This is a genomic window from Amycolatopsis suaedae (assembly GCF_004214935.1).
Classification (GTDB): Bacteria; Actinomycetota; Actinomycetes; order Mycobacteriales; family Pseudonocardiaceae; genus Amycolatopsis; species Amycolatopsis suaedae.
On the sequence record NZ_SFCC01000003.1, the window covers coordinates 62,987 to 86,793 of the forward strand.

The window sequence follows — 23,807 nt, forward strand, 5'->3', positions numbered from 1 at the left end:
ACCCCTCATGGCAGTGGAAATCTTCTACGACGACGACGCCGACCTCAGCATCATCCAGGGTCGCAAGGTCGCCGTCATCGGCTACGGCAGCCAGGGCCACGCGCACGCGCTGAGCCTGCGTGACTCCGGCGTCGACGTCCGGATCGGCCTGCCCGAGGGGTCGAAGTCCCGGGCGAAGGCCGAGGAGCAGGGCCTCAAGGTCCTCACCCCGGCGGAGGCCGCCCGCGAGGCGGACCTGATCATGATCCTGGCGCCGGACACCAAGCAGCGGGCCATCTACACCGAGGACATCGAGCCGAACCTGTCCGACGGGGACGCGCTGTTCTTCGGTCACGGCTTCAACATCCGCTACGAGCTGATCAAGCCGCCGTCCAATGTGGACGTGGCGATGGTGGCGCCGAAGGGGCCGGGACACCTGGTGCGGCGCCAGTTCGTCGACGGCAAGGGTGTCCCGGCACTCATCGCGGTCGAGCAGGACGCCAGCGGCAATGCCCAGGCGCTCGCGCTGTCCTACGCGGCGGCGATCGGCGGCGCGCGGGCCGGCGTGATCAAGACGACGTTCACCGAGGAGACCGAGACCGACCTGTTCGGTGAGCAGGCCGTCCTCTGCGGTGGCGCGTCGGCGCTGGTGCAGACCGGTTTCGAGGTGCTCACCGAGGCCGGTTACGCCCCGGAGATCGCCTACTTCGAGGTGCTGCACGAGCTGAAGCTCATCGTCGACCTGATGTACGAGGGCGGCATCGCCCGCATGCGGTACTCGGTGTCCGACACCGCCGAGTACGGCGACCTCACCCGTGGCCCGCGTGTGATCGGGCCGGCGGTGAAGGAGGAGATGCGCAAGATCCTCGGCGAGATCCAGGACGGCACGTTCGCCCGCGAGTGGGTCGGTGAGGACGAGGCCGGTCGCGCCAACTTCCAGAAGCTGGAGGCCGACGGCGAGGCTCACCCGATCGAGGAAACCGGCAAGAAGCTGCGTGGCCTGATGTCCTGGGTGGACCGTCCCATCACCGAGACCGCCTGACGCGTCGCCGACGGCCCAAAGCACGTGAAGGCCACCTTCATTACGTGAGACGTGGTGAAGGTGGCCTTCACGTGCCTAGCAACGGCACCGTACTTGCGCGAGACGCAACCACAGCGCCCCTGCCGACGGCCCCAGGCCGTCGGCAGGGGCGCGACTTAGCCGGGGCCCTGGCGTCTGGTGCCGTGAGGGCCCCCTTCACGGCATAGTCAGTCGGCTGCCTGGCGGAGTGGGCTGGAAGGCAGAAGTCACGAGGTGTCGCCTGCCCGGCAGCCTCAGTGGTCACAGCGGCCCCAGCCTGCCCGGCAGCCCCACCGGCCACCACGAACGAGACCACACCGGGTCAACGTCACCGCCACGAACGGCACCTTGGTAGCGCAACACGCAACCACAGTGCCCTTAGTAGCACCGCCGACCGCCCGGACCGCGTCATTCGCGTTCTGGAAGCCGAGACTCACGTTCCGGCCCGGCAGGGCCGCGAGCGGCCCATAATCCGGAACCGATGCCAGGTAGTGGGACAAGATAGGCGGGAACGTACAACTCGCGCCCCAGAACGTACGACTCGCGTTCTGCGCTCACGCACGCGAGTTCTGCGTTCGAGACCGCCCACCTTGCCCTGCCGCATCCGGACTTCGCGCGCTTCAGAAGAAGTGGCCACTTGGCGGAAACGGTTCAGACTTTCGGCGGTGACCGACAGCGCCCACCGTGAGTAATTTCCTGGCGAAGATCACCTCACGCGAAAGGGTCGCTCGTGCGTCGAAGAATTCTCTCCGTCATCGCCGCTGCCGTCGCGGTCGCCGGCACCGTGTTCGCCGCCACTCCGGCGGGTGCCCAGCCGTCCCCGTCCGGGGTACAGCCCAACATCGTCGGCGGCACCCCGGCTCCCGACGGCGCCTACCCGTTCATGGTCAGCCTCCAGGCCAAGGACGGCGAGGGCACCGGGTACGACAGGCACGGCTGCGGCGGCAGCCTGATCCACCCCTACCTCGTACTGACCGCGGCGCACTGCGTCCAGGGCGCGAAGCCCGAGGACCTGCAGGTGGTCGTCGGCACCACGGTCCTGTCCAGCAATGCGGGCGAGAAGCGCGACGTGGCCGAGCTCAAGGCCCACCCGAAATACCAGTTCCCCAACTACGACGTCGCCGTCCTCGTGCTGAAGGCCCCGGTGACGAGCGTCGATGCCCCGCTGCTGCCCAGCCGCGGCACCGACGCGCTGGAGCGGCCCGGCACCACCGCCAGGGTGATCGGCTGGGGCAACACCATCGAGCAGTCGCACGGCAACCCCGGCAACGGCAACCGGAGCTTCCCGGACCGCCTGCAGCAGGTCGACGTGCCGATCGTCTCGCGCGCCGAGTGTCAGGTGGGCAACCCGGACACCAAGATCGACGACACGCTGGTCTGCGCCGGGGTGACGCACAAGGACGCCTGCCAGGGTGACAGCGGCGGCCCGCTGATGCGTGAGGCCACCGTGGACGGCCGCAAGGTCTGGTTCCAGATCGGCATCGTCAGCGGCGGCTACGGCTGTGCCGCGACCGGCGCCCCCGGCTACTACTCGCGGATCGGCAACGCCGAGATCAACGACTTCATCCGTGAGTTCACCGGCTGAGGCCGTTACTGTGCGTCCATGATCGACGACAAAGGGCACGTCCGGCACCAGCTCGACCTGAGCGGTGCCGAGTGGAAGCCCGCCGGGCCGGAGGCCGAGGTCGCCTTCGTCCCGCACACCGACGGCGTCGAGTACGTCGCGGTGCGCCAGCCCGGCGGGCCCACGCTCGTCTACACGCCGTCCGAGTGGGAGGCGTTCCAGAACGGCGCTATCGACGGCGAATTCACGCCGTAAGTAGGGCGGCCACCTCCGGGTGGCCGCCGTACTCGGCCCAGCTCTCGGCGTCCCCTTCGTGCAGCGCGTCGACGATCGACGGGTCGGCTCCCGCGTCCAGCAGCACCCGCACCACGTCCAGGTGGCCGCTCTGCGCGGCCAGGTGCAGTGCCGTGACGCCCTCGCCGTGGTCCGGGCCGCCGAACGTCCCGAGCTGGTTCACGTCCGCGCCCACCTCCAGCAGGGCCCGGACGGCCGCGACCGCGCCACTGGCCGCCGCCCAGGTCAGGGCGGTGCCCCGGTAGACGTCGGCCTCGACGCGGGCGCCCCGGCGGGCCAGCAGCCGCACCGCGTCGGCCCGGTCGTTGCGGGCCGCCCAGCTCAGCGCCTCGTCGCGGACCTCGGCGACGTCCGCGGAGTCGGGCCGCCAGAACGGGAACCCGCTGTGCGGCCGGTAGAACTCGCGGTGTGCCCCCGCTACCGCCGGGCGGGACAACAGGTGCTCGATCAGGTCGAGCCTGCCCAGGCCGGCGGCCACCCGCAGGTTGCCCGGCGCGAGGTCGATCTCGGCCAGCAGCTCGGCGACCCGCCGGTTGCCCCAGAACAGCGCCACCACCAGCGGCGTCCCGCCGTCGCCCCGGGCGCTCACCGACACCGGGGCGCCGGCGTCGAGCAGCATCCGGGCCAGCTCCGGCAGGTCGCTGTAGGCGGCCTGGTGCAGAGACGTCCAGCCGTGGGCGTTGGCCGACGCCGGGTCGGCACCCCGGTCCAGCAGCACCCGCACCAGCCGCTCGTCGCACGTCGCGCCCGCCATGCCGAGCAGGTCGTTGCCGTTGGTGCCACGCAGGCCGACCAGCTCGGGGAACCGGTCGACCAGCTCGGCGAGCCCGTCGACGTCGCGGTCCTCGACGGCGCGGTACGCCTTGGCGAACGGCTCGCCGCTGGCCGTCAGCTCGCGTACGTGCCTGCGCAGCTCCCGCCATCCGCCGAAGCCGTGCTCGGCCGCGACGACGGCCCGCGCGCCCGCCCTGGTCATCGGCTTCGACCAGCGCTCGAACGCGGCCGTCGCGGACTCCGTGCCGTCCAGTGCCGACGCCAGCAGGCCGTGGGCGCGGCCGGTGTAGTAGTCCAGGTCGTCGTGGTAGGCGTGCTGCAGGCCGGGGCCGTGCCGCTCGATCCGGTAGACATAGGCGGTCAGCTTGGGCCAGCTGGGGAAACCCAGCTCCCTGGCCAGCACGAACTGGGCCTCGGTGAGCTTGAGCGGGTCGCTGGGCGCCGGATGTGTGGCGGCCACCCGGTCCAGTGCCTCCGGTGCACCGGCGCGGTGCGACCGCAGCAGGTCCTTGGCACGCTTGCGCAGCTGTTCGGAACTGAGGTTCATCCTCTTCCTTCCCGTCGCGCCCGTGGTCCGCTGACACCGGGCGGGAAAGAAGGCGTCATCTCACTGGGTGAAACCAGGGGTGGGCTCTGCCCTTTCCGCGGACTGGACGCGGCCCCCGCCGCGCTGATCCACAGCATATCCGACGTTCCACATTACGAACCAGTTAACAGCCACCTGTTCGGGTAACCCCGTCAGGCCACTAAGCTGCCGGTATCCGGGCACAGCGTCGTGGCCGACTCATTCCGAAGACGAGCCCTGGGAGCCGTATCGTGAGCACCGCCAGCAAACCCGTCGTCCTCATCGCGGAAAAGCTCGCCCCCTCCGTGCTGGACGTGTTCGGTGACGAGGTCGAGGTCCAGCATGTGGACGGTACGGACCGTCCCGCGCTGCTGTCCGCGGTCGCCGGTGCCGACGCGCTGCTGGTCCGCTCCGCGACGAAGGTCGACGCCGAGGTGCTCGGCGCCACCACCCGGCTCAAGGTCGTCGCCCGCGCCGGTGTCGGCCTGGACAACGTCGAGGTGCCCGCCGCCACCGAGCGTGGCGTGCTGGTGGTGAACGCGCCGACGTCGAACATCGTCTCGGCGGCCGAGCACGCCGTCGCCCTGCTGCTGGCCGTCGCACGCCGCGTGCCCGCCGCCGACCAGAGTCTGCGTGGCGGGGAGTGGAAGCGCAGCTCCTACAGCGGCATCGAGCTCAACGGCAAGACCGTCGGCGTGGTCGGCCTCGGCAAGATCGGTCAGTTGTTCGCCCAGCGCCTGGCCGCCTTCGGTACCCGCCTGGTCGCCTACGACCCCTACGTCTCGGCCGCCCGCGCCGCCCAGCTCGGCATCGAGCTGCTCAGCCTGGACGAGCTGCTGGAGCAGGCCGACGCCATCTCCATCCACCTGCCGAAGACCCCGGAGACCAAGGGCCTCATCGGCGCCGACGCACTGAAGAAGACCAAGCCGGGCGTCATCATCGTCAACGCCGCCCGCGGCGGCCTGGTCGACGAGGACGCGCTTGCCGCCGCCATCCGTGAGGGGCACGTCGGCGGCGCGGGCATCGACGTGTTCGCCACCGAGCCGACCACCTCCAGCCCGCTGTTCGAGCTGCCCAACGTCGTCGTCACGCCGCACCTCGGCGCGTCGACCGCCGAGGCGCAGGACCGCGCGGGCACCGACGTCGCCCGCTCGGTGCTGCTGGCCCTGCGTGGCGACTTCGTGCCCGACGCGGTGAACGTCGCGGGCGGCACCGTCGGCGAGGAGGTGCGGCCGTACCTGTCGCTGACCCAGAAGCTGGGCACCGTGCTCACCGCGCTGCGCCCGAAGGCGCCGCAGACGGTCACCGTGGTCGTGCGCGGCGAGCTGTCCGGCGAGGAGGTCGGCATCCTGCGGCTCGCGGCCCTGCGTGGCGTGTTCGCCGGCGTGGTCGACACGCAGGTGACGTTCGTGAACGCGCCCCGGCTGGCCGAGGAACTGGGTGTCCAGGTCGAGCTGACCACCGAGTCCGAGAGCCCCAACCACCGCAGCCTGGTCACCGTGCGCGCGGTGCACTCCGACGGCAGCACGCTGACCGTGTCCGGTGCGCTCACCGGCAAGGACGAGGTGGAGAAGCTGGTCGAGGTCAACGGCCGGTCGTTCGACCTGCGGGCCGAGGGCAACGTGCTGCTGCTGGAGTACCCGGACCGCCCGGGCATCATGGGCCGCGTCGGCACGCTGCTCGGCGAGGCCGGGGTCAACATCGAGGCCGCGCAGATCAGCCAGACCCGGGATCGCGCCGACGCCGTCATGCTGCTGCGGGTCGACCGGTCCGTCGACGCGCACGTGCTGGAGCCGATCGGCACCGTCGTCGGCGCGAAGACCATTCGCGCGGTCAACTTCGACTGATCGTCTCGGATAGGTAACCGACCCGTCCGGGCCTACCAAAGTAGGTCGCGGACGCGATTAGGTTGCCCGCCATGAGACACAGACCGCTCCGGTCGTCGGCCGTGGTGTTCACCGCGGTGCTGGCGGCCACCGTGTTCGGCACGCCGGGCGCCACGGCGCAGACTCCGCCACTCGCGGACGCCGTGGCCCCGGCGAAGTCCGACGCCGGGCCCCTCAAGGACAAACTGTCGCCGCGGCTGCACGCCCAGGAAGGCAGGGTGACCGCGTTCGTCGAGCTGGCCAAGCGCCCGGCCGTCGACGCGTTCAACGCCGAGCGCGGACGCGGCAAGGAGCAGGCCAAGCGGGCCGCCCGCGCCGCCAAGACCGAGACCGAGGGCGCCGTCGACTCCGTGGTCGGCCAGCTGCGCTCCGGTGACGCCGGTACGAAGCTGCTCGCCGAGACGTCCAACGCCGTGCCCGGCGCCGTCGTCACCGCCGACGCGGGCCACCTGCGTGAGCTGGCCAAGCGCGACGACGTGGTCTCCGTGCGCACGGTCGTGCCGAAGACCCGCACCAACACCAGCGCCGTCCAGCTCACCAGGACGCTCAACGTCTGGCAGCAGACCGGCCGTCTCGGCGACGGCATCCGCGTCGGCGTCATCGACGACGGCGTCGACTACACCCACGCGCACTTCGGCGGCCCGGGCACCAAGGAGGCGTACCGGGCCATCGACCGCACCAAGATCGACCCGTCGTTCTTCCCGACCGCCAAGGTGGTCGGCGGCACGGACCTGGTCGGCGACGACTACGACTCGGGCGGGCAGGGCGAGGTCACCGTCCCCAAGCCCGACCCCAACCCGATCTCCTGCGGTTCGCACGGCACCCACGTCGCCGGTACCGCCGCCGGGTTCGGCGTCAACGCCGACGGCTCGACGTTCACCGGTGACTACCCGAAGCTGACCCCGGAGACCGTCGGCGCGATGCGCATCGGTCCGGGCACCGCGCCGAAGGCGCTCATCTACGCGATCAAGGTGTTCGGCTGCCACGGTTCGACGAACGTGACGTCGCAGGCGCTGGACTGGGCACTCGACCCGGACGGCGACGGCGACTTCACCGACCACCTCGACCTGGTCAACCTGTCGCTGGGCAGCGACTACGGCGCACCCGACGACCCCGACTCGCTGTTCGTGCGCAAGCTCGCCGCCAACAACGTGCTCCCGGTGTTCTCCGGCGGCAACGGCGGCGACCTGTACGACATCGGCGGCTCGCCGGGCAACACGCCCGAGGCGCTGACCGTGGCCAGCAGCCGGGACGCCTCGGTGGTGCGCGACGTCGTGGAATCCGTGACCCCGCCGGGTCAGCGCACCGGCCAGTTCAGCCAGGAGTTCGCCGGCTACGACACGCTGGACCTGACCGGCGACGTCACCCGGATCTCGGCGGCCAACGACGACGGCTGCGACCCGTACTCCGACGCCGACCGCGCCGCGGTCGCGGGCAAGATCGTCTGGCTGGAGTGGGACGACAACGACGCCACCCGGCAGTGCGGCTCGGTGGCCCGCTCGTCCAACGCCGAGCAGGCGGGCGCGAAGGGCGCGTTGTTCACGTCCAAACTGGAGCACTTCGCCGCCGGGATCGCCGGAAACGCGACCCTGCCGACGTTCCAGCTGACCGGGTCGGCCACCACGGCACTGCGCCCCGCGCTGGACGCGGGCACGCTGCGGGTGCGGATGGCAGGCACCGGCCGCGCCGCGCTGCAGACGTTCGACCAGTCCATTGTGGACACACCGAGTAGCTTCACCTCGCGGGGCGTCCGCGGCCCGAGCGTGAAGCCGGACGTGGCCGCGCCGGGTGACTCGATCGCCTCGGCGTTCAGTGGCAGCGGCAACGACCGCACGGTGCTGTCGGGTACCTCGATGGCGGCCCCGCACACCTCGGGTATCGCGGCGCTGATCCGCCAGGCCCACCCGGACTGGACGGTCGAGGAGGTCAAGGCCGCGGTGGTCAACACCGCGGGTGCCGACATCAAGTCGCAGGCGGGTGCGGTCTACGCGCCGCAGCGCGTCGGCTCCGGCAGGGTGGACGCCAAGGCCGCGCTGGACAACGAGGTACTGGCCTACGTCATGGACAACCCCGGTTCGGTGAGTGCCACGTTCGGCACCGTCGAGGCCGCCGGCCCGGTGTCGCTGACCAAGACGCTCAAGGTGGTCAACAAGGGCGTCCGGCCGGTCGAGTTCGGGGTCGCCTACCAGGGCGTCACCCAGCTGCCCGGGGTGCGCTACGAGCTGGACAAGGCGTCGCTGAAGCTCAGCCCGCGTGGCATCGGCACGGTGCGGGTGACGTTGAAGATCGACGACCCGAAGGCACTGCGCAAGGTCATCGACCCGACGATGGAAACCGTCCAGGCCGGCCTGGCCAGGCAGTTCCTCGCCGACGCGTCCGGCAAGGTGGTGTTCACGCCGAAGGCAGGCGCCACCGTCGGGCTGCGGGTGCCGGTCTACGCCGCCCCGAAGCCGGTCGCCGCGATCACCACCCCCGGTGCGATCGGCTTCGGTGCCGGGCAGACGCAGGCCGTGCTCAACCTCGGTGGCCGCGGTGTCACGCAGGGCACGGGCAGCCAGGCGTACCGGTCGCTGGTCAGCGTGTTCGAGCTGCAGGCCCAGTCGCCGCAGCTGCCCGAATGCGCCGGCGACGTGACCGAGGGCTGCACGATCAACGGCACGGCGAAGGGCGGTGACATCCGTTACGTCGGCGCCACGTCGACCGCCCCGCTGGCCCGCCAGCAGGGCAACCCGGGCGACGCGCTGCTCGCGTTCGGCGTCGCCACCTGGAGCGACTGGGCGAACCTGGGCAGCAACACCGTCCCGTTCGTCGACATCGACACCACCGGCGACGGCAGGCCGGACTTCGAGACCTACGTGTCGAAGAGCACCGGCACCGACGTGCTGCTGGTGGTGACGGTCGACATCACCGGGCCGCGACCGCGCACGGTCGACGTCCAGCCGCTGAACGGCCACTTCGGCGACGTGGACACCAACGTGTTCGACAGCAACGTCGTGGTGCTGCCGGTCCGGCTGACCGCGCTGGGCATCGACCCGAACGCCGACACCCACCGGATCAGCTACACGGTCGGCACGACCGGGTACTACCGGGCGCCGGGCAGTTCGGTCATCGACAGCACGCCCGCGGTGTCGTTCGACGCCACCTCGCCCGGCTACTGGGTCCAGGGCGGCGGCGACGCCGCGCTGACCTACCTGGCCAGGCCGGGAACGGCGCTGGTGGTCAACCGCGACGCGGAGTCGGCTGGCAAGGACACGTTCCTCGGCCTGCTGGCGCTGCACCACCACAACGCGGCAGGCGCCCGCGCCTCGGTCACCACCGTCCAGGCTCCCGCGGTGTCGCCGTAGCGAAGTCCGTGAAGGCGGCCCTCACGGCATCAGACGCCGTGAGGGCCCCCTTCACGGCATTGGGTAGAACCGGACATGTGAAAAGCCGCTTGTTGTACCTGTTGGCCTAGCGGGTGACACTATTGGGTGTCTCGGAGTCCGGGAAGCTCAGGCGGAAGGGTGGTGCGGCTTCGGCCGATTGTCGGCAGCCGGTAACCTGCCGTCGCTGGAAGTTTGTAGCTGATGGGCCATCCGGGACGCCGGACCCCTGTCGACGGAGGTGTGTGGATGCGGCTCGCTGTGATCCCAGGTGACGGGATCGGGCCCGAGGTGGTCACCGAGGCGCTCAAAGTTCTCGGCGAAGTCGTACCCGACGCGGAGGTCACCAACTACGACCTCGGCGCCGCCCGCTGGCACTCCACCGGCGAACTGCTGCCCGAGTCGGTGCTCGGCGAGCTGCGCCAGCACGACGCCATCCTCCTCGGCGCCGTCGGCGACCCGACGGTCCCCAGCGGCATCCTGGAGCGCGGCCTGCTGCTGCGGCTGCGGTTCGAGCTGGATCACCACGTCAACCTCCGCCCGGCGCGGCTCTACCCGGGTGTGCGTGGCCCGCTGTCCGACCCCGGCGACATCGACATGGTCGTCGTGCGCGAGGGCACCGAAGGTCCGTACGCGGGCAACGGCGGCCTGCTGCGCAAGGACACCGAGCACGAGATCGCCACCGAGGTCAGCGTCAACACCGCGTTCGGCATCCGCCGGGTGGTGGCCGACGCGTTCGCCCGCGCCGAGCAGCGGCCGCGCAGGCACCTGACGCTGCTGCACAAGACCAACGTGCTGGAGCACGCCGGTTCACTGTGGTCGCGGGTCGTCGAGGAGGTGTCGCTGGAGCACCCCGAGGTGACCGTGGCGTACTCCCACGTGGACGCCGCGATGATCCACCTGGTCACCGACCCGTCGCGGTTCGACGTGATCGTCACCGACAACCTGTTCGGCGACATCGTCACCGACCTCTCCGCCGCGGTGACCGGTGGCATCGGCCTCGCGGCCAGCGGGAACCTCGACATCACCCGTCGCAACCCGAGCATGTTCGAGCCGGTGCACGGCAGCGCGCCGGACATCGCGGGCCAGGGCCTGGCCGACCCGACGGCCGCGGTGCTGTCGGTGTCGCTGCTGCTGGACCACCTGGGCCAGAAGGAGGCCGCGCGCCGCATCGAGGCGTCGGTCGCCTTCGACCTGGCCACCCGTGATCAGGCCTCGCCGGGTTCGACGCACGCCATCGGCGACCGGCTGGCGGCACTGGTGTCGTCCAGCACCCGCCAGCTGAGCTGAGCTTCTCCGGAAACGCCCACGGTGGTCGCCGTGGGCGTTTTTCTTTGCCATGAGGTGACCAGATAGTGGGAAGAACCGCCCACGCCATGGACGGGCTTCGCGGCGTGTGTCATGATGCCCGGGTGACTCGCTCTGCCGTGATCATTATCCGCAGGCGCGCCGGGTAGGTGTTCTGGAAGCACCCGGCGCGCAGACCTCTCGCATCCCGATGCGGGAGGTTTTTTGTTTGCCTTAAAACCTTTCCCACCACCCAGGAGAAACTCCCGTGACCCGCACGGAACCGGCCGGAACCGCACTCGGCGACGATTTCCACCTCTACGACACGACCCTGCGTGACGGCGCGCAGCGGGAGGGGATCAGCTACTCGGTCGCTGACAAGCTCGCGGTCGCGCGGCTGCTGGACGAGCTGGGGGTGGGATTCATCGAGGGCGGCTGGCCCGGCGCGCTGCCGAAGGACACGGAGTTCTTCGCCAGGGTGGCGGCGGGGGAGCTGCAGCTCAAGCACGCCGCACTCGTCGCGTTCGGATCGACCCGGCGGGCCGGCGTCGCCGCCGAGGAGGACCAGCAGGTGCGGGCACTGCTGGACTCCAGGGCGCCGGTGGTGACCCTGGTGGCCAAATCGGACAGAAGGCACATCGAGCGGGCGTTGCGGGCAGACGTCGACGAGGCCTGCGCGATGGTGGCGGACACGGTGACGTTCCTGGTGTCGGAGGGCAGGCGGGTTTTCCTGGACGCCGAGCACTTCTTCGACGGCTACGCGTTCGATCCGGACACCTCGCTGCGGGTGCTCGACGCGGGCGCCACGGCGGGCGCGGACGTGCTGGTGCTGTGCGACACCAACGGCGGTCAGCTGCCGCTGGGAATCGCCGACACCGTCCGCGAGGTCCGGGACCGGACCGGCTTCCGGCTCGGCATCCACTGCCAGGACGACACCTCCTGCGCGGTGGCCAACACCGTCGCAGCCGTCCAGGCGGGTGTCACGCACGTGCAGTGCACCGCGAACGGTTACGGGGAACGGGCAGGCAACGCCGACCTGTTCGCCGTGACGGGAAACCTGGTGACCAAGCTCGGCATGGAGGTGCTCCCGACCGGAGGCGCCGCCGAGCTCACCCGCGTCTCCCATGCTCTTGCCGAAATCGCGAACATCGCCCCCTACTCCCACCAGGCTTACGTAGGGGCGTCGGCCTTCGCTCACAAGGCGGGGTTGCACGCGAGCGCGATCAAGGTGGATCCGTTGTTGTACAACCACATCGATCCATCTTCTGTCGGCAACGACATGCGGGTGCTGGTCACCGAGATGGCCGGCAGGGCCAGCCTCGAACTCAAGGGACGTGAGCTCGGGGTTGACCTTGCCGGCCGGCCCGAGGCGCTGACCAGTGCGGTGCACAAGGTCAAGCGGCTGGAGGCCGAGGGCTGGTCGTTCGAGGCCGCCGATGCGTCGCTGGAGCTGCTGCTGCGCCGCGAGGTCGGCGGGGAGCAGGCCGAGGCGCTGGCCGTGCCGCCGTTCCTGCTGGAGTCCTACCGGGTCGTGCTCGACCACCGCGCCGACGGCGTCGTCTCCTCGGAGGCGACGGTGAAGGTGCACGTCGCCGGGCAGCGGGTGATCGCCACCGCCGAGGGCAACGGGCCGGTGCACGCACTGGACGCCGCGCTTCGTCAGGCGCTGTCGCCGCACCTGTCCTGGTTGGACAGCGTCGAGCTGGCCGACTACAAGGTCCGCATCCTGCCCGGCCATCCCGGCACCGACGCCGTCACCCGCGTGCTGGTCGAGACGTCCGACGGCGAGCGTGAGTGGACGACGGTCGGCGTGCACGGCAACATCGTGGAGGCCAGCTGGCTGGCGCTGTGTGACGCGCTGGTGCACAAGAGCATGCGGGTAGACTCGCCCGCGTGCGTCTAGCCCGAATCGCTCATCCCGGTGGTGTCGCGTTCGCCTCAGTCGAGGGGGACGGTGACGACGCCCGTGTCCGTGAGATCGCCGAGCACCCGTTCGGTGAGCCCAACTTCACCGGCAAGCAGTGGCCGCTGGCCGACGTGCGGCTGCTGGCGCCGATCCTGCCGACGAAGGTCATCGCCGTCGGCCGCAACTACGCCAAGCACGCGGCGGAGTTCGGCAACGAGGTGCCCGAGTCGCCGATGATCTTCCTCAAGCCGTCGACCAGCGTCATCGGCCCGAACGCGGCCATCAAGCTGCCGCCGAGCTCGTCGCGGGTCGACTTCGAGGGCGAGCTGGCGGTGGTGATCGGCCAGCCGGTGAAGAACGTGCCAGCGGCGCGGGCGGCGAGCGTCGTGCTCGGCTACACCGTGGCCAACGACGTCAGCGCCCGCGACCAGCAGAAGTCCGACGGGCAGTGGGGCAGGGCCAAGGGGTACGACACGTTCTGCCCGCTCGGCCCGTGGATCGAGACCTCGCTCGACCCCGCCGACCTGCGGCTGACGTCCGAAGTGGACGGTGAGCTGAAGCAGGACGGCCGGACGTCGGACCTGGTGCACAAGATCCCCGAGCTGATCGAGTTCGTCTCCGGTGTCATGACGCTGCTGCCCGGCGACGTGATCCTCACCGGCACCCCGGAGGGTGTCGGCCCGATCGCCGACGGGCAGCAGGTCTCGATCACGGTCGAGGGCATCGGCACCCTGACCAACCCGGTCACCGGGTAGCCGCGGGGCTCCTCCTGGCGAACTCCGGTGCGTGCTCGGGCCGGAAGCCCACGCCGATCAGGCGCGCGGGCAGGTACGACGCCAGCGGCACCGTCTCGACCAGCTTGACCATGGGCTTGGGCGGGCCGTCGCGGCGGCCGTCCAGCACCGGCTTGATCACCTGGCGGTGCAGGATGCGCTGCAACGTCTGCACGAGCACGGTGGGCAGCCACCGGCGCTTGCGGACCTTCGCCAGGTCGGCGGTGGTCACCCTGCCCCGCTTCAGCGGCCCGGCCAGCAGGTGTGCGGCGGCGACGGCGTCCTGCACGGCGAGGTTGATCCCGACTCCGCCGATCGGTGACATGGCGTGGGCGGCGTCGCCGACGCACAGCAGGCCCTCGGTGTGCCAGCGGTGCAGCCGGTTGAGCCGGACGTCGAGGTGCTTGACGTCGTCCATCGACTCGATGGCGTCCACCCGGTCGGCGAACAGCGGGGCCGCGTCGGCGATGCGGTCGCGGAACCGTTCGACGCCTGCCGCCCGCATCATCGGGTCGCTGCCCTTCGGCGCGATGTAGGCGATCTGGTAGTACCCCTCGCGCGGGATGACCACCGCGAAGTGGCCGTTGCCCATCCGGGGCGCGAGGAACCCGGTCGTCTCACCGGGGTGGCGCGGCAGCCGGAACCACCAGGCGTCGATCGGCACCGGGAACTCGTGCGGCGTGAGGTTCGCCTGCCGCCTGGCCAGCGACCACCGGCCGTCGGCGGCGATGGTGAGGTCCGCGCGCAGCTCCTCGACCGAGCCGTCGGTACGCCTGAAGCGGACCCCGCGCACCGCGTCCCCCTCCCGGATCAGCTCGGTGACCTCGGCGTTCATCTCCAGGGTGAACGCCGGCTCCTCGGCGCCCGCGTCGGCCAGCAGGTTCAGGAAGTCCCACTGCGGGACCATGGCGATGTAGGGGCGGGCGTTCTTCAGCCGGGTCAGGTCGGCGAAGACCAGCTGGTTCTCGTCGTCGATGGGGAACGCGACGCCCTCCACCTTGCTCTGCGGCAGCGCGGCGAAGCGCTCGCCGAGGCCCAGCTCGTCCAGCAGGTCCAGGGTCGACGGGTGGACGGTGTCGCCGCGGAAGTCCCGCAGGAAGTCGCCGTGCTTCTCCAGGACGGTCACCTCGATGCCGGCTCGCGCCAGCAGCAGCCCCGCGACCATGCCGGCCGGACCGCCTCCGATGACCGCGCAGGTCGTGCGCCTGGTCATCACCACCACCCCATTTCATCGGTTGTTGAATAACTTGAGGATGCACCCGCGCCGAGCAGTGCGTCAAGGGCGATACGCTGATCGGGCTATGACTACTGCCACGCCTGTTCGCGCCCGCTTCTGTCCGTCGCCCACCGGCACGCCGCACGTGGGGCTCATCCGCACCGCCCTGTTCAACTGGGCGTTCGCCCGGCACCACGGCGGCAAGCTGGTGTTTCGCATCGAGGACACCGACGCGGCCCGCGACTCCGAGGAGTCGTACGAGGCGCTGCTCGACGCGCTGCGCTGGCTCGGGCTGGACTGGGACGAGGGGCCCGAGGTCGGCGGGCCGTACGGGCCGTACCGGCAGAGTGAGCGCCGCGACGTCTACGCCGACGTCGCGGCCAAGCTGCTCGCCGCGGGCGAGCTGTACGAGGCGTTCTCGACCAACGACGAGGTCGAGGCCCGTCGCAAGGCCGCCGGTCAGGACCCGAAGCTCGGCTACGACAACTTCGACAGGGACCTGACCGAGGAGCAGCGCGCCGCGTTCCGCGCCGAGGGCAGGCAGCCGGTGCTGCGGCTGCGCATGCCTGCCGAGGACCTGGGCTGGACCGACCTGGTCCGTGGCGAGATCAGCTTCCCGGCCGGGACCATCCCCGACCCGGTGCTCGTGCGTGCCAACGGCGAGCCGCTGTACACGCTGACCAACCCGGTCGACGACGCGCTCATGCGCATCACGCACGTCCTGCGTGGCGAGGACCTGCTGCCGTCGACGCCGCGGCAGATCGCGCTCTACCAGGCGCTGCGCCGGGTGGGCGTTGCCGAGTTCGTGCCGGAGTTCGGTCATCTCCCCTACGTGATGGGGGAGGGCAACAAGAAACTGTCCAAACGCGACCCTTCCTCGAACCTCTTCAACTACCGCGACCGCGGTTTCGTGCCCGAGGGACTGCTGAACTACCTGGCGCTGCTGGGCTGGTCGATCGCCGACGACCGGGACATCTTCAGCGTCGCCGAGCTGGTCGAGGCGTTCCAGATCACCAAGGTGAGCGCCAACCCGGCACGCTTCGACCTGAAGAAGGCCGAGGCCATCAACGGCACGCACGTGCGGGCGCTGGACGTGGCGGACTTCGCCGCGCGGGTCGTTCCGTACCTGGTCACGGCCGGTGTGCTGCCCGCCGAGCCCGCCCCCGAGCAGCTGGAGCGCCTGCGGGCCATCGCGCCGCTGGTCCAGGAGCGGGTGACGGTGCTGTCCGACGCGGTGGACATGGTGCGGTTCCTGTTCGTCGACGAGGCCACGTTCGCCCCCGAGGAGGCCGCCGCCACCAAGGCGCTGGGCCCGGACGCCGAGCCCGTGCTGCGGGCGTCGATCGAGGCGCTGGAGGCATTGCCCGAATGGACCACCGAGGCCATCGAGGAGGCCCTCAAGGGCGCGTTGGTGGACGGCCTGGGACTCAAGCCCCGCAAGGCGTTCGCGCCCGTTCGGGTGGCGGTAACCGGTCGCACGGTGTCCCCACCGTTGTACGAATCGATGGAGCTGCTCGGGCGAGAAATCTCACTGGGTAGGTTGCGTCGCGGGGTACCTAGCAACCCAGCGTAGATCGAATCGTCTCCAAAGGGGCGCCATTGTTCACCTCGTTGGTCGAATCGGCAGAGCGTCAACTGCCCTAGCCTCTCTGAGTGGATTTTGCGCTTGCCTCCCCGACACAGACGCAAACCGCCGCGGCGCCGCCGGGGCACCCCGACCCCTGGGCACCTCCCTCCCTGCGCTTGGTCTGTCTGGACATCGACGACACCCTTGTCGACTTCTCGGCTTCCGGCCGCCGGGCGCTGAGTGTCCTGCTCGGACGATCCGACCTGTGGTCGCTCTGGGAGACGATCACCGATCGCTACGTGGCGAAGGTCGTGGCCGGTGAACTGGACTACGGCTCGATGCACCGGCTACGCAGCGAGTGCTTCCTGGCCGAGCTGGGTATCGACGCCGACGCGGCCGACTTCGAGCGGCGAAGACTGGAGATCCTGCACAGCTCGTGGCGGCTGTTCGACGACGTCGTCGCGTGCCTGGAGTGGCTGCGGGCCGCCGGCCTGTACGTCGCCGCTGTGACCAACGCCTCGGGCCGTCACCAGCGCGCGAAGCTGGCGACGCTGGGGCTGGCTCCGTTCTTCGACCACGTGGCCATCGCCGGTGAGCTGGGCGTGGCCAAGCCCGACCCGGAGATGTTCCACTCGGTGTGCCTCGCGCTCGGCTGCGACCCGGCCGAGGCCGTCCACGTCGGCGACAAGCTGGACACCGACGCCGTCGGCGCTGTGCGGGCCGGCCTGGCCGGCGTGTGGCTGAACCGCCCCGGTGGCGAGACCGACGTGCCCACGGGCGTCCACGTCATCCAGGACCTCGCCGCCCTCCCCGAGCTGCTGGTCTGCGAGTTCGCGCGGGTCGGCGTGCCAATACCACGCTGATCTGGCGGCCCCGTGTGGTGGGGTCGCTGAGGGGGCCCGCCGGGCGTGGTCTACTATTTCTTCTCGGTGGTGCTGAGCCGGTCTCGGCCGGAACGGCGCCATCATTGGGGTATGGTGTAATCGGCAGCACGACTGATTCTGGTTCAGTTAGTCTAGGTTCGAGTCCTGGTACCCCAGCTGCAAGAGGGAAAAACCGGTCTGGTAAGTTACCTCTCGCAACAAAGGGAAGTTCCTAGCCCCCGTCGTCTAGCGGCCTAGGACGCCGGCCTCTCACGCCGGTAGCGTGGGTTCGAATCCCATCGGGGGTACGTACAGCACCCACCCTCGGGGCGAGCAGCGGATTCGCTGCTCGCCCCGAGGTCGTTTTGGGACGTCATGACGTCGTTCATCCTCTCCGCGGTTTCCGCGATGTCGGGTAGCCGGCCCGCAAACTCCAGGAACTCATCGGCGGCGTGTCCGCCCTGACCGTTGGGGCGGACGATCACGTGTGTGCGCCAGCCACCGGTGCCCGGCGCGGGGTCGGACTTCCGCTCGGGCTTCTCACCACATGGGCTTGCCGGGAGATCCCCAGCACCGTGCACGTCACTGCGGCGGGTAGGCGTTGGCGAAGCGTTTGTGACGGCCACGCCGTCACAAAAGTCACGGAGCTGGTGATCACGTGCCACCTGTGTAACGAGGGACGGTCCTAGCGTCGGCTGGCATGATCACAGCCGAATCCGTCACCGGCCGCCGTGCCCGGGTGACCTCGCTTGCGTGGGCCGTGCTGCTGGGTGCGGTGGCGCTTGGCGTGCACGCACTCAGGTACGGGAAGTGGATCGTCGACGACGCTGGCATCACCTTCGCCTATGCCCGGATGATCGCCAGTGGCGAAGGCCCCGTCCTGCAGCCCGGCGCCCCCGTGGTGGAGGGGTTCTCCAACCCGACCTGGTTGGCCGTACACGTACTTGGCCGCGTGCTCGGAGTTTTCGACCAGGGCGGAGTCGTCCTCGGTATCCCGGACTACGTGCTCTTCCCCAAGGCTGTGGCCTGGTTGTGCTGTGTGGGCACACTGATCGCGTGCGCGGTGGCCGCGCGTCGGGTGTTCCGGCGTGCCTGGATGGTCACCGCGGTTGTCGGCGTGGCGCTGGCGGCCAACCCCTCCTACGTCGTCTGGTCCTTCTCCGGTCTTGAGAACTCGTTGTTCGCCATGGCCGTGTGCTGGCTGGCAGTATTGCTTTTCGTTGCCACACTGGACGGCAACCTGCCGACCTGGCGCATCGCTGTCGGGGCGGGCGTGATCGCCGCGTTCATCCTGCTGACACGACCGGACGGCGCGATCTACGTTCTGGCTTACCCACTCGCGCTCGTCACGTGCGCGCGCCAGCACGTCGTTGCCGACCGGGTCCGGGCGGGACTGCTGTCGATGGCGGTCTTCGTCGTGCCGGTCGGCGCCTATCTCGGGTGGCGCCTCGCCGTCTTCGGCAAGCTCTTGCCGAACACGGCGACCGCTAAAGAGCAGGACCTGCCCGGGTTCCACGACGTCGTGCGCCTGCTGGAACTGGCTGAGTACGTGGGCGTGTTCATGGCGGTGGCGTTCGTCGTGCTGGTCGCGTACGCGCTGGTCAACCCGAGTTGGTGGCGGGCCGGCCTGCACGTGCTGCTGATCGTGCTCGTGCTGGGGGCGGCAGCGTTCGTCATCCTCGAAGGAGACTGGATGGCGTGGTACCGATTCGCCACGCCTGTCTGGGTACTGGCGACGCTCACCGCGGCACTGCTGCTGGCCCGGCTGGCGACTACCGGCCGCGGGATCGCGGCGGCCGCCGCGGTGACGGTGCTGGCGATCATCAACTCGGGCCCTGGTTTCGTCGCGGCGTCCAACGCGTTCGTGCGCTACCCCACCGTTCCCCTGTGTTACGTGGCCAACCGGTTCGGCCTGACGTTCAACACCTACGCCGGCATCATCGGTGCCGAACGCGCGTCGTTGCTCGCCCCGGACATGGGTGGCACGGCCCTGACGAGCAGGCTCGAACTGATCGACATGGCCGGTCTCGCCAACGCCGCGGTGGCCGAGCGGCTGGCGCGCGATGACGAGGCGGGGCTCCGTGACGACGTGTTCGACCGGTGGCGGCCCACGTTCATCCACTCACGCGGCGACTGGGCGATGGGCAACGGGATCACCTCGGACCCGCGGATGGTCAGGGATTACGACGTCGTCATCGACTACCGCGATCCCGTCCTGCCCAATGGGGACTGGGTTCGCAAGGACGCCGTCGGCTCGCCGGCGCACCTGCGTGAACTGCGTGACTACGCGGCCGCGGTGGTGCCCGGGCGGGACGCGTGGCAGACCGACCGGCCGCTGGACGACTGCGGTCCGGATCTGCATCCGGGCGCGGATGTGCTCACTCGGCGATGACCGGCAGCACCACCGTGAAGCACGCACCGTCCGGGGTGTTCGCCACCGTGATCCGGCCGCCGTGCAACCGGGCGTTGGCCTGCGCGATCGCCAGCCCCAGGCCACTGCCGCCGGATGCTTCTCGCCCGCGGTCGGCCCGCACGAACCGGTCGAACAGTGTGGCCAGTGATTCCTCCGGAACTCCGGGGCCCGAGTCCTGACAACGGATCGAGACCTCGTCGGGTGACGCGGTGATCCTGATATCCACAGGTGGCGCGCCATGGCGTAGCGCGTTATCGATCAGGTTGCTCACGATGGCGAACACGCGGCGGGGGTCGGCCTGGAGGGTCGCCGTTCCGGTCACCTGGACCTCGGAGCTGGGAGCGACGAGATCGGCGGCCGAGATGACCAGATCACCCAGATCGACCCGGTCACGGTGCAGTTCGGCGACGCCGGCGTCGAGCCGGGAGATCTCCAGCAGGTCGTCGACGAGGGTCGCGAGCCTGCGGGTGCGCTCGGTGAGCAGGTGGAGGGCACGTGCCTGGGCATGCACGGGAAGCTGTCCGACGGCTTCCGCCGCGGCGAGGATCGTTGCCAACGGTGTCCGCAGGTCGTGTGCCACGTCCGCGAGCAGCTGTCGCTGTTGCTTCTCCTTGGCACGAAGTTGGGTGATCGCGTCGCGGACGCGGTCGGCCATCCGGTTGAACGAGTGCGCGAGGTCCGCGGTCTCGGAGGTGCCGACGGCCCGCAGCCGTACATCGAGCTCGCCGGCTCCAAGGCGGTGCGCGGCCTTGGTCACCGCCTTGATCGGCCGGTTCACCAGGGCGGCGACGAGCAGGCCGATCAGGACGCCTGTCGCGGCGATTCCGGCCGCCAACCAGGTGAGGGTCGACCGCAGGCCGGCCAGCTCGGTGTCGACGTCGCGTGCGTCGTAGAACTCGACGAGCACCAGGCCTGGGCGCAGCAGGCCACCGAGAACGACATAGGTGGAATTCGGTCCCGGCAGGTGTGCCGGTGTCACGCCGGCGAACGCGGGTGTGGCGAGGGCACGGTCCATGACCGCGACGGGAACCTCGATCGGAGCGAACCCGGCGATGGCGCTGTCAGCCGGATAGGCGTCCTCCGCCGGCCGCGGCCGGGCCCGGCTGCCCTCGCCGAAGTCGTACAGTGCGAACTGGACTCCGTAACGGCTCGACAGGAAATCGTCGACCTGCCATGCCCGTTCCCAGTTCGACGACGCCTGGTCGGTGGTGGCGAGGTGGTTGAGGTCGGCGGCGAACGAAAGACTGGACCAGGTGGTGAACCGCTCGCGCACGTCGTCGGACTGGATCTGATAGGCCACGAACGCGGTGGAGGTGGCAGCGGCCGCCGACAGCAACAAGATCGTGACCACGATCCACAGGCGCAGGCTGGTCCGCGTCAGCCGGGGTCGCCTCACGGTCGTTCGAGCCGGTAGCCGACCCCACGTACCGTCCGAATCAACGGTGCCGTGCCGTCCCGGTCCACTTTGGCCCGCAGGCGTGCGACGGTGGTGTCGACGATCCGGGAATCACCGAGGTAGCCGTACTCCCAGACCCGTTCGAGCAGCACGCGCCGGGTGAGGACCTCGCCCGGGCGCTGGGCGAACTCCAGAAGCAGGCGCATCTCGGTGGCGGTCAGCGGAAGCGGGGTGTCCTCGCTGGTCACGGTCATCGCCACGGGGTCGATCCGGAGATGCCCTATCCGTATCACCGGATCGGGTTCCGCCTGACGGGTGAGGTTCCCCCGGCGTAGCACGGCTTTGATCCGGGCGTCCAGCACGCGTGGCTCCACCGGTTTGACGACGTAGTCGTCGGCACCGCCCTCCAGTCCCACGACTACGTCCACCGCGTCACCACGTGCGGTGAGCATGATCACCGGCACCATGCTGTGCCTGCGCAGTTGCCGGCACACCTCGAATCCGTCGGAGCCGGGGAGCATGACATCGAGTAGCACGACATCGGTCGGGTTGCGCTGTTCCAGCAGGATTCGCAGGGCCTCGTCGCCGGAACCGGTCAGGGTCAGCTTGTGTCCGAGGGCTCCGAGTGCCAGTTCGAGCGTCTCCGCGAGCGCTTGATCGTCCTCAACCAGCAGTACCTTCGCCATAGTCACCTCGTCCCCGCCGATGTGTCGTGTCACAGCGTTCCAGAAAGGTTCACTCCTACGCCGGACCAGGTAGACCGGACTGTCGCAGATGAGACGCCCGCCTGTGGGGACGCGGCTGCGAGCCGAGGACGGCGCTGCACGGGTTTGCGCCGTGCTACGTGGCGTCCACGGGGCGACCTCGACCACGTCGGTGGCGGTCAGTGGCCAGGAAGGCTGACCAGTTGCTGCGATGGAGTGATTGTCCACAGCCAGGCGGACAGCGGGGGAGACTGGCGGCGCGCCATTGGCCCCTGTGATCGATAAGTGGCCCCTCGGTCTGCTGCTCGGGGCGGTTGATCGTGCGTCATCGGGTGCCCCCGGAAAACCAAGTTGGTGGCTGGCCGCGCGCCTGCCACCATGGGGCTATGCGCGCGAACGTTGTGTCGATGTCGAGCCCCGTCCCGGGGCCCGTCGGCGTGCGCTGACACCAGTCGATCAAGCCCCGGCTGTCGCCGGGGTGTCCTTCTCCGTCGTCGGCTGGGCGGAGGGACGCCAATGACCCACTACATCACCACCGCCATTCCCTACGTCAACGCCGAGCCACATCTCGGGCACGCGCTCGAACTAGTCCAGGCCGACGTGCTGGCCAGACACCGAAGCTTGCGCGGCGACCGCGTCCACTTCCTCACCGGCACCGACGACAACGCGCTGAAGAACGTCACCGCCGCCAAGGCCGCCGGTGTCCCGGTGCGGGAGTTCGTGGACCAGGGCGCCGTGCGGTTCGCCGCCTTGCACGCGCCGCTCGGGTTCGACCTCGAGTACCCGAACCTGGTCGCCGTCTTCGACGCCGCCGTGCGGCTCGGCGCCGACGAGGTGGTCGCCGGCCTGCCGCAGGCCATGCGGGTCTGGTTCTTCCGCCACCGGGGCACTGACGACCAGACCCGCATGCTGGAAGCCGCCGCGGCGGCCGCCGGACGGCTCGGCCGCGACCCGGAGCGAGCCGAGCTGCTGTCGGACCTGGGTTTCGCCCGCGCCGCCGCCGGACGACCCGCCGAAGCGCTGTCCGCCTACGAACAGGCCCTGCTGTCCGGACCGGACGACACGCTCGCCGCCGGCCTGGCGCTGCGCATCGGTCTCGCCCGGCGCGACCTCGGCGACCTCGCCGCCGCACAGGAGCAGTTCCGCCGGGCAGGCGAGCTGTTCGGCACGCTCGGCCAGCGGGCGGGGCAGGCCCAGGCACTGGCCTTCGACGGGTGGGTGAGCCTGCACCTGGGCCACCGCGCCGACGCCGTCGAACTTGCCCGCGCGTCCGTGGCCATGGCCGAGGGACCCGGGCGCATCACCGGGCTGGTCACCCTCGGCCTCGCGCTCGCCCCGGACGAGCCCGGGCAGGCACTGCGCACCCTGCACGACGCGCTGGACCTGGCAGAGCAGCACGACCTGCGGCACCAGCAGGCCTGGTGCCACAACCACCTCGGCGTCGCGTTGCGCGTCACCGGTTCACCCGGGCAGGCACTCGAACACCACCGGCACGTCTTCGAGTTGCTGGACGGCCTGGCGGAGGCGCAGCTGGAGATCGACTGCCTGCACGCCTACGCCGAGACCTGCCGCGCCGCGGGCCACCTCGACGAGGCGAGGACCGCCCTGGACCGGCTCGCCCAACTCGCCCGCAAGCTGGACCGGCCCCACGACGAGAAGCTGGCCCGCGCCGCGCTGGCGGCCCTCCGGTGAGCCGCCTCAGCCGAGGTCGACCTCTTCCAGCAGGCCGGCGCGTAGGTGGTGGTCAGGGCGCCGGGGTGATGCGCATGCACGCGGCCAGTGCGGTGGCGTTGTCCGCGGCCAGTGACCGTGCGAGCAGCACCAGTTCGGCGACGCGTGGGTCGCCGACGCGGTAGTAGGCGAACCGGCCTTCCCGGCGGACCTCGACGTAGCCGCAGTCGGCCAGGCAGCCCAGGTGGGTGGAGACCCGGCCTTGGGAGAGGCCGACGTGGGTGACGCATTCGGTGACGGTGTGCTCGTCGTGCAGCAGGAACTCCAGCAGCCGCAGGCGGACCGGGTCGCTCAGGGCGCGGAAGAACTTGGCCACCATCTCCACGCCGTTCGGCTCGGTGGGCAGCAGCGCGGACCGGCGCACGGCGGCACTCCTCACGTCGATAGTCCGATGTATGCGGATGAACGGATATGAGGCTACCATCGAACGCATCCGCTTAGGCGAATGTGTCGACGGGAGGCGCCGG

The 23,807-nt window shown here is 70.1% G+C and carries 17 protein-coding genes and 2 tRNA genes; 14 read left to right on the forward strand and 5 right to left on the reverse strand.

The genetic code is table 11. The features are described from left to right. Positions 1-7 precede the first annotated feature (7 nt). The 3 genes from ilvC (at position 8) to EWH70_RS06350 (ending at position 2,858) form a co-directional block, all read left to right on the forward strand. Positions 8-1,021: a ketol-acid reductoisomerase gene (ilvC, locus tag EWH70_RS06340; protein WP_130474334.1), complete on the forward strand. Its 1,014-nt coding sequence runs from the start codon at positions 8-10 to the stop codon at positions 1,019-1,021. A 748-nt stretch (positions 1,022-1,769) separates the two neighbouring features. Further along, positions 1,770-2,624, forward strand: a complete 855-nt coding sequence (locus EWH70_RS06345; protein ID WP_205669044.1) for a S1 family peptidase — start codon at positions 1,770-1,772, stop codon at positions 2,622-2,624. Positions 2,625-2,642: 18 nt separating this feature from the next. Next, positions 2,643-2,858 carry a DUF397 domain-containing protein gene (locus EWH70_RS06350; RefSeq protein WP_130474336.1) on the forward strand — a complete coding sequence of 72 codons (216 nt, stop codon included), beginning with the start codon at positions 2,643-2,645 and terminating at the stop codon, positions 2,856-2,858. Here the strand turns inward: EWH70_RS06350 and EWH70_RS06355 are convergent. Next, positions 2,848-4,218, reverse strand: coding sequence for an ankyrin repeat domain-containing protein (locus EWH70_RS06355; RefSeq protein WP_130474337.1), 1,371 nt, complete (start codon positions 4,216-4,218; stop codon positions 2,848-2,850). The two genes, EWH70_RS06350 and EWH70_RS06355, sit on opposite strands and share 11 nt — an antisense overlap. A gap of 269 nt (positions 4,219-4,487) precedes the next feature. Between EWH70_RS06355 and serA the strand changes: the two genes are divergently transcribed. The 5 genes from serA (at position 4,488) to EWH70_RS06380 (ending at position 13,432) form a co-directional block, all read left to right on the forward strand. Then, positions 4,488-6,083 carry a phosphoglycerate dehydrogenase gene (gene serA / locus EWH70_RS06360; RefSeq protein ID WP_130474338.1) on the forward strand — a complete coding sequence of 532 codons (1,596 nt, stop codon included), beginning with the start codon at positions 4,488-4,490 and terminating at the stop codon, positions 6,081-6,083. Between the two features lie 71 nt (positions 6,084-6,154). Next, positions 6,155-9,466: a S8 family serine peptidase gene (locus tag EWH70_RS06365; protein WP_130474339.1), complete on the forward strand. Its 3,312-nt coding sequence runs from the start codon at positions 6,155-6,157 to the stop codon at positions 9,464-9,466. 267 nt (positions 9,467-9,733) lie between these two features. Beyond that, a complete protein-coding gene (locus EWH70_RS06370) occupies positions 9,734-10,774 on the forward strand; it encodes a 3-isopropylmalate dehydrogenase (RefSeq protein WP_130474340.1) in 1,041 nt (346 codons plus the stop codon). A 265-nt stretch (positions 10,775-11,039) separates the two neighbouring features. Next, on the forward strand, positions 11,040-12,674 hold the full coding sequence (gene cimA / locus EWH70_RS06375) for a citramalate synthase (protein WP_130474341.1): 1,635 nt from the start codon (positions 11,040-11,042) through the stop codon (positions 12,672-12,674). Next, positions 12,665-13,432 carry a fumarylacetoacetate hydrolase family protein gene (locus EWH70_RS06380; RefSeq protein ID WP_130474342.1) on the forward strand — a complete coding sequence of 256 codons (768 nt, stop codon included), beginning with the start codon at positions 12,665-12,667 and terminating at the stop codon, positions 13,430-13,432. The genes cimA and EWH70_RS06380 overlap by 10 nt, the downstream gene beginning before the upstream one ends. Here EWH70_RS06380 and EWH70_RS06385 read toward each other — a convergent pair. After that, positions 13,422-14,663: an FAD-dependent oxidoreductase gene (locus tag EWH70_RS06385; protein ID WP_130474343.1), complete on the reverse strand. Its 1,242-nt coding sequence runs from the start codon at positions 14,661-14,663 to the stop codon at positions 13,422-13,424. The genes EWH70_RS06380 and EWH70_RS06385 overlap by 11 nt on opposite strands. Before the next feature lie 88 nt (positions 14,664-14,751). On the opposite strand from EWH70_RS06385, the gene gltX reads away from it, so the two are divergent. The 5 genes from gltX to EWH70_RS06410 all read left to right on the forward strand — a co-directional run bounded on the left by gltX (position 14,752) and on the right by EWH70_RS06410 (position 19,488). Then, positions 14,752-16,239, forward strand: a complete 1,488-nt coding sequence (gltX, locus tag EWH70_RS06390; protein ID WP_130474344.1) for a glutamate--tRNA ligase — start codon at positions 14,752-14,754, stop codon at positions 16,237-16,239. An 80-nt stretch (positions 16,240-16,319) separates the two neighbouring features. Then, the gene (locus EWH70_RS06395) at positions 16,320-17,096 is read left to right on the forward strand and encodes an HAD family hydrolase (protein WP_130474345.1); all 777 of its coding nucleotides are present in this window, start codon (positions 16,320-16,322) and stop codon (positions 17,094-17,096) included. Positions 17,097-17,201: 105 nt separating this feature from the next. Next, positions 17,202-17,273: transfer RNA gene (locus tag EWH70_RS06400), tRNA-Gln, on the forward strand. Positions 17,274-17,331: 58 nt separating this feature from the next. Then, a tRNA-Glu gene (locus EWH70_RS06405) sits at positions 17,332-17,404 on the forward strand. Positions 17,405-17,796: 392 nt separating this feature from the next. Beyond that, the gene (locus tag EWH70_RS06410) at positions 17,797-19,488 is read left to right on the forward strand and encodes a glycosyltransferase family protein (protein ID WP_130474346.1); all 1,692 of its coding nucleotides are present in this window, start codon (positions 17,797-17,799) and stop codon (positions 19,486-19,488) included. Here the strand turns inward: EWH70_RS06410 and EWH70_RS06415 are convergent. After that, complete coding sequence (locus tag EWH70_RS06415) at positions 19,475-20,905, reverse strand: sensor histidine kinase (protein ID WP_130474347.1); 1,431 nt, start codon at positions 20,903-20,905, stop codon at positions 19,475-19,477. The genes EWH70_RS06410 and EWH70_RS06415 overlap by 14 nt on opposite strands. After that, positions 20,902-21,591, reverse strand: a complete 690-nt coding sequence (locus EWH70_RS06420; protein ID WP_130474348.1) for a response regulator transcription factor — start codon at positions 21,589-21,591, stop codon at positions 20,902-20,904. Before EWH70_RS06420 ends, EWH70_RS06415 begins: the two co-directional genes overlap by 4 nt. 534 nt (positions 21,592-22,125) lie before the next feature. Here EWH70_RS06420 and EWH70_RS06425 point away from each other — a divergent pair. Continuing rightward, the gene (locus EWH70_RS06425) at positions 22,126-23,301 is read left to right on the forward strand and encodes a class I tRNA ligase family protein (RefSeq protein ID WP_130474349.1); all 1,176 of its coding nucleotides are present in this window, start codon (positions 22,126-22,128) and stop codon (positions 23,299-23,301) included. Between the two features lie 52 nt (positions 23,302-23,353). On the opposite strand, the gene EWH70_RS06430 is transcribed toward EWH70_RS06425, so the two are convergent. Further along, entirely contained in the window at positions 23,354-23,704 is a 351-nt protein-coding gene (locus tag EWH70_RS06430; protein ID WP_476692383.1) for an ArsR/SmtB family transcription factor, read from the reverse strand. Between the last annotated feature and the right edge of the window lie 103 nt (positions 23,705-23,807).

Excerpts from the sequence above, each read along its gene's own strand:
- ilvC (WP_130474334.1), top strand. The coding sequence starts at position 8 with ATGGCAGTGGAAATCTTCTACGACGACGACGCCGACCTCAGCATCATC.
- EWH70_RS06350 (WP_130474336.1), top strand. The coding sequence starts at position 2,643 with ATGATCGACGACAAAGGGCACGTCCGGCACCAGCTCGACCTGAGCGGT.
- EWH70_RS06355 (WP_130474337.1), bottom strand. The coding sequence starts at position 4,218 with ATGAACCTCAGTTCCGAACAGCTGCGCAAGCGTGCCAAGGACCTGCTG.
- EWH70_RS06365 (WP_130474339.1), top strand. The coding sequence starts at position 6,155 with ATGAGACACAGACCGCTCCGGTCGTCGGCCGTGGTGTTCACCGCGGTG.
- EWH70_RS06370 (WP_130474340.1), top strand. The coding sequence starts at position 9,734 with ATGCGGCTCGCTGTGATCCCAGGTGACGGGATCGGGCCCGAGGTGGTC.
- EWH70_RS06385 (WP_130474343.1), bottom strand. The coding sequence starts at position 14,663 with ATGACCAGGCGCACGACCTGCGCGGTCATCGGAGGCGGTCCGGCCGGC.
- gltX (WP_130474344.1), top strand. The coding sequence starts at position 14,752 with ATGACTACTGCCACGCCTGTTCGCGCCCGCTTCTGTCCGTCGCCCACC.
- EWH70_RS06410 (WP_130474346.1), top strand. The coding sequence starts at position 17,797 with ATGATCACAGCCGAATCCGTCACCGGCCGCCGTGCCCGGGTGACCTCG.
- EWH70_RS06420 (WP_130474348.1), bottom strand. The coding sequence starts at position 21,591 with ATGGCGAAGGTACTGCTGGTTGAGGACGATCAAGCGCTCGCGGAGACG.
- EWH70_RS06425 (WP_130474349.1), top strand. The coding sequence starts at position 22,126 with ATGACCCACTACATCACCACCGCCATTCCCTACGTCAACGCCGAGCCA.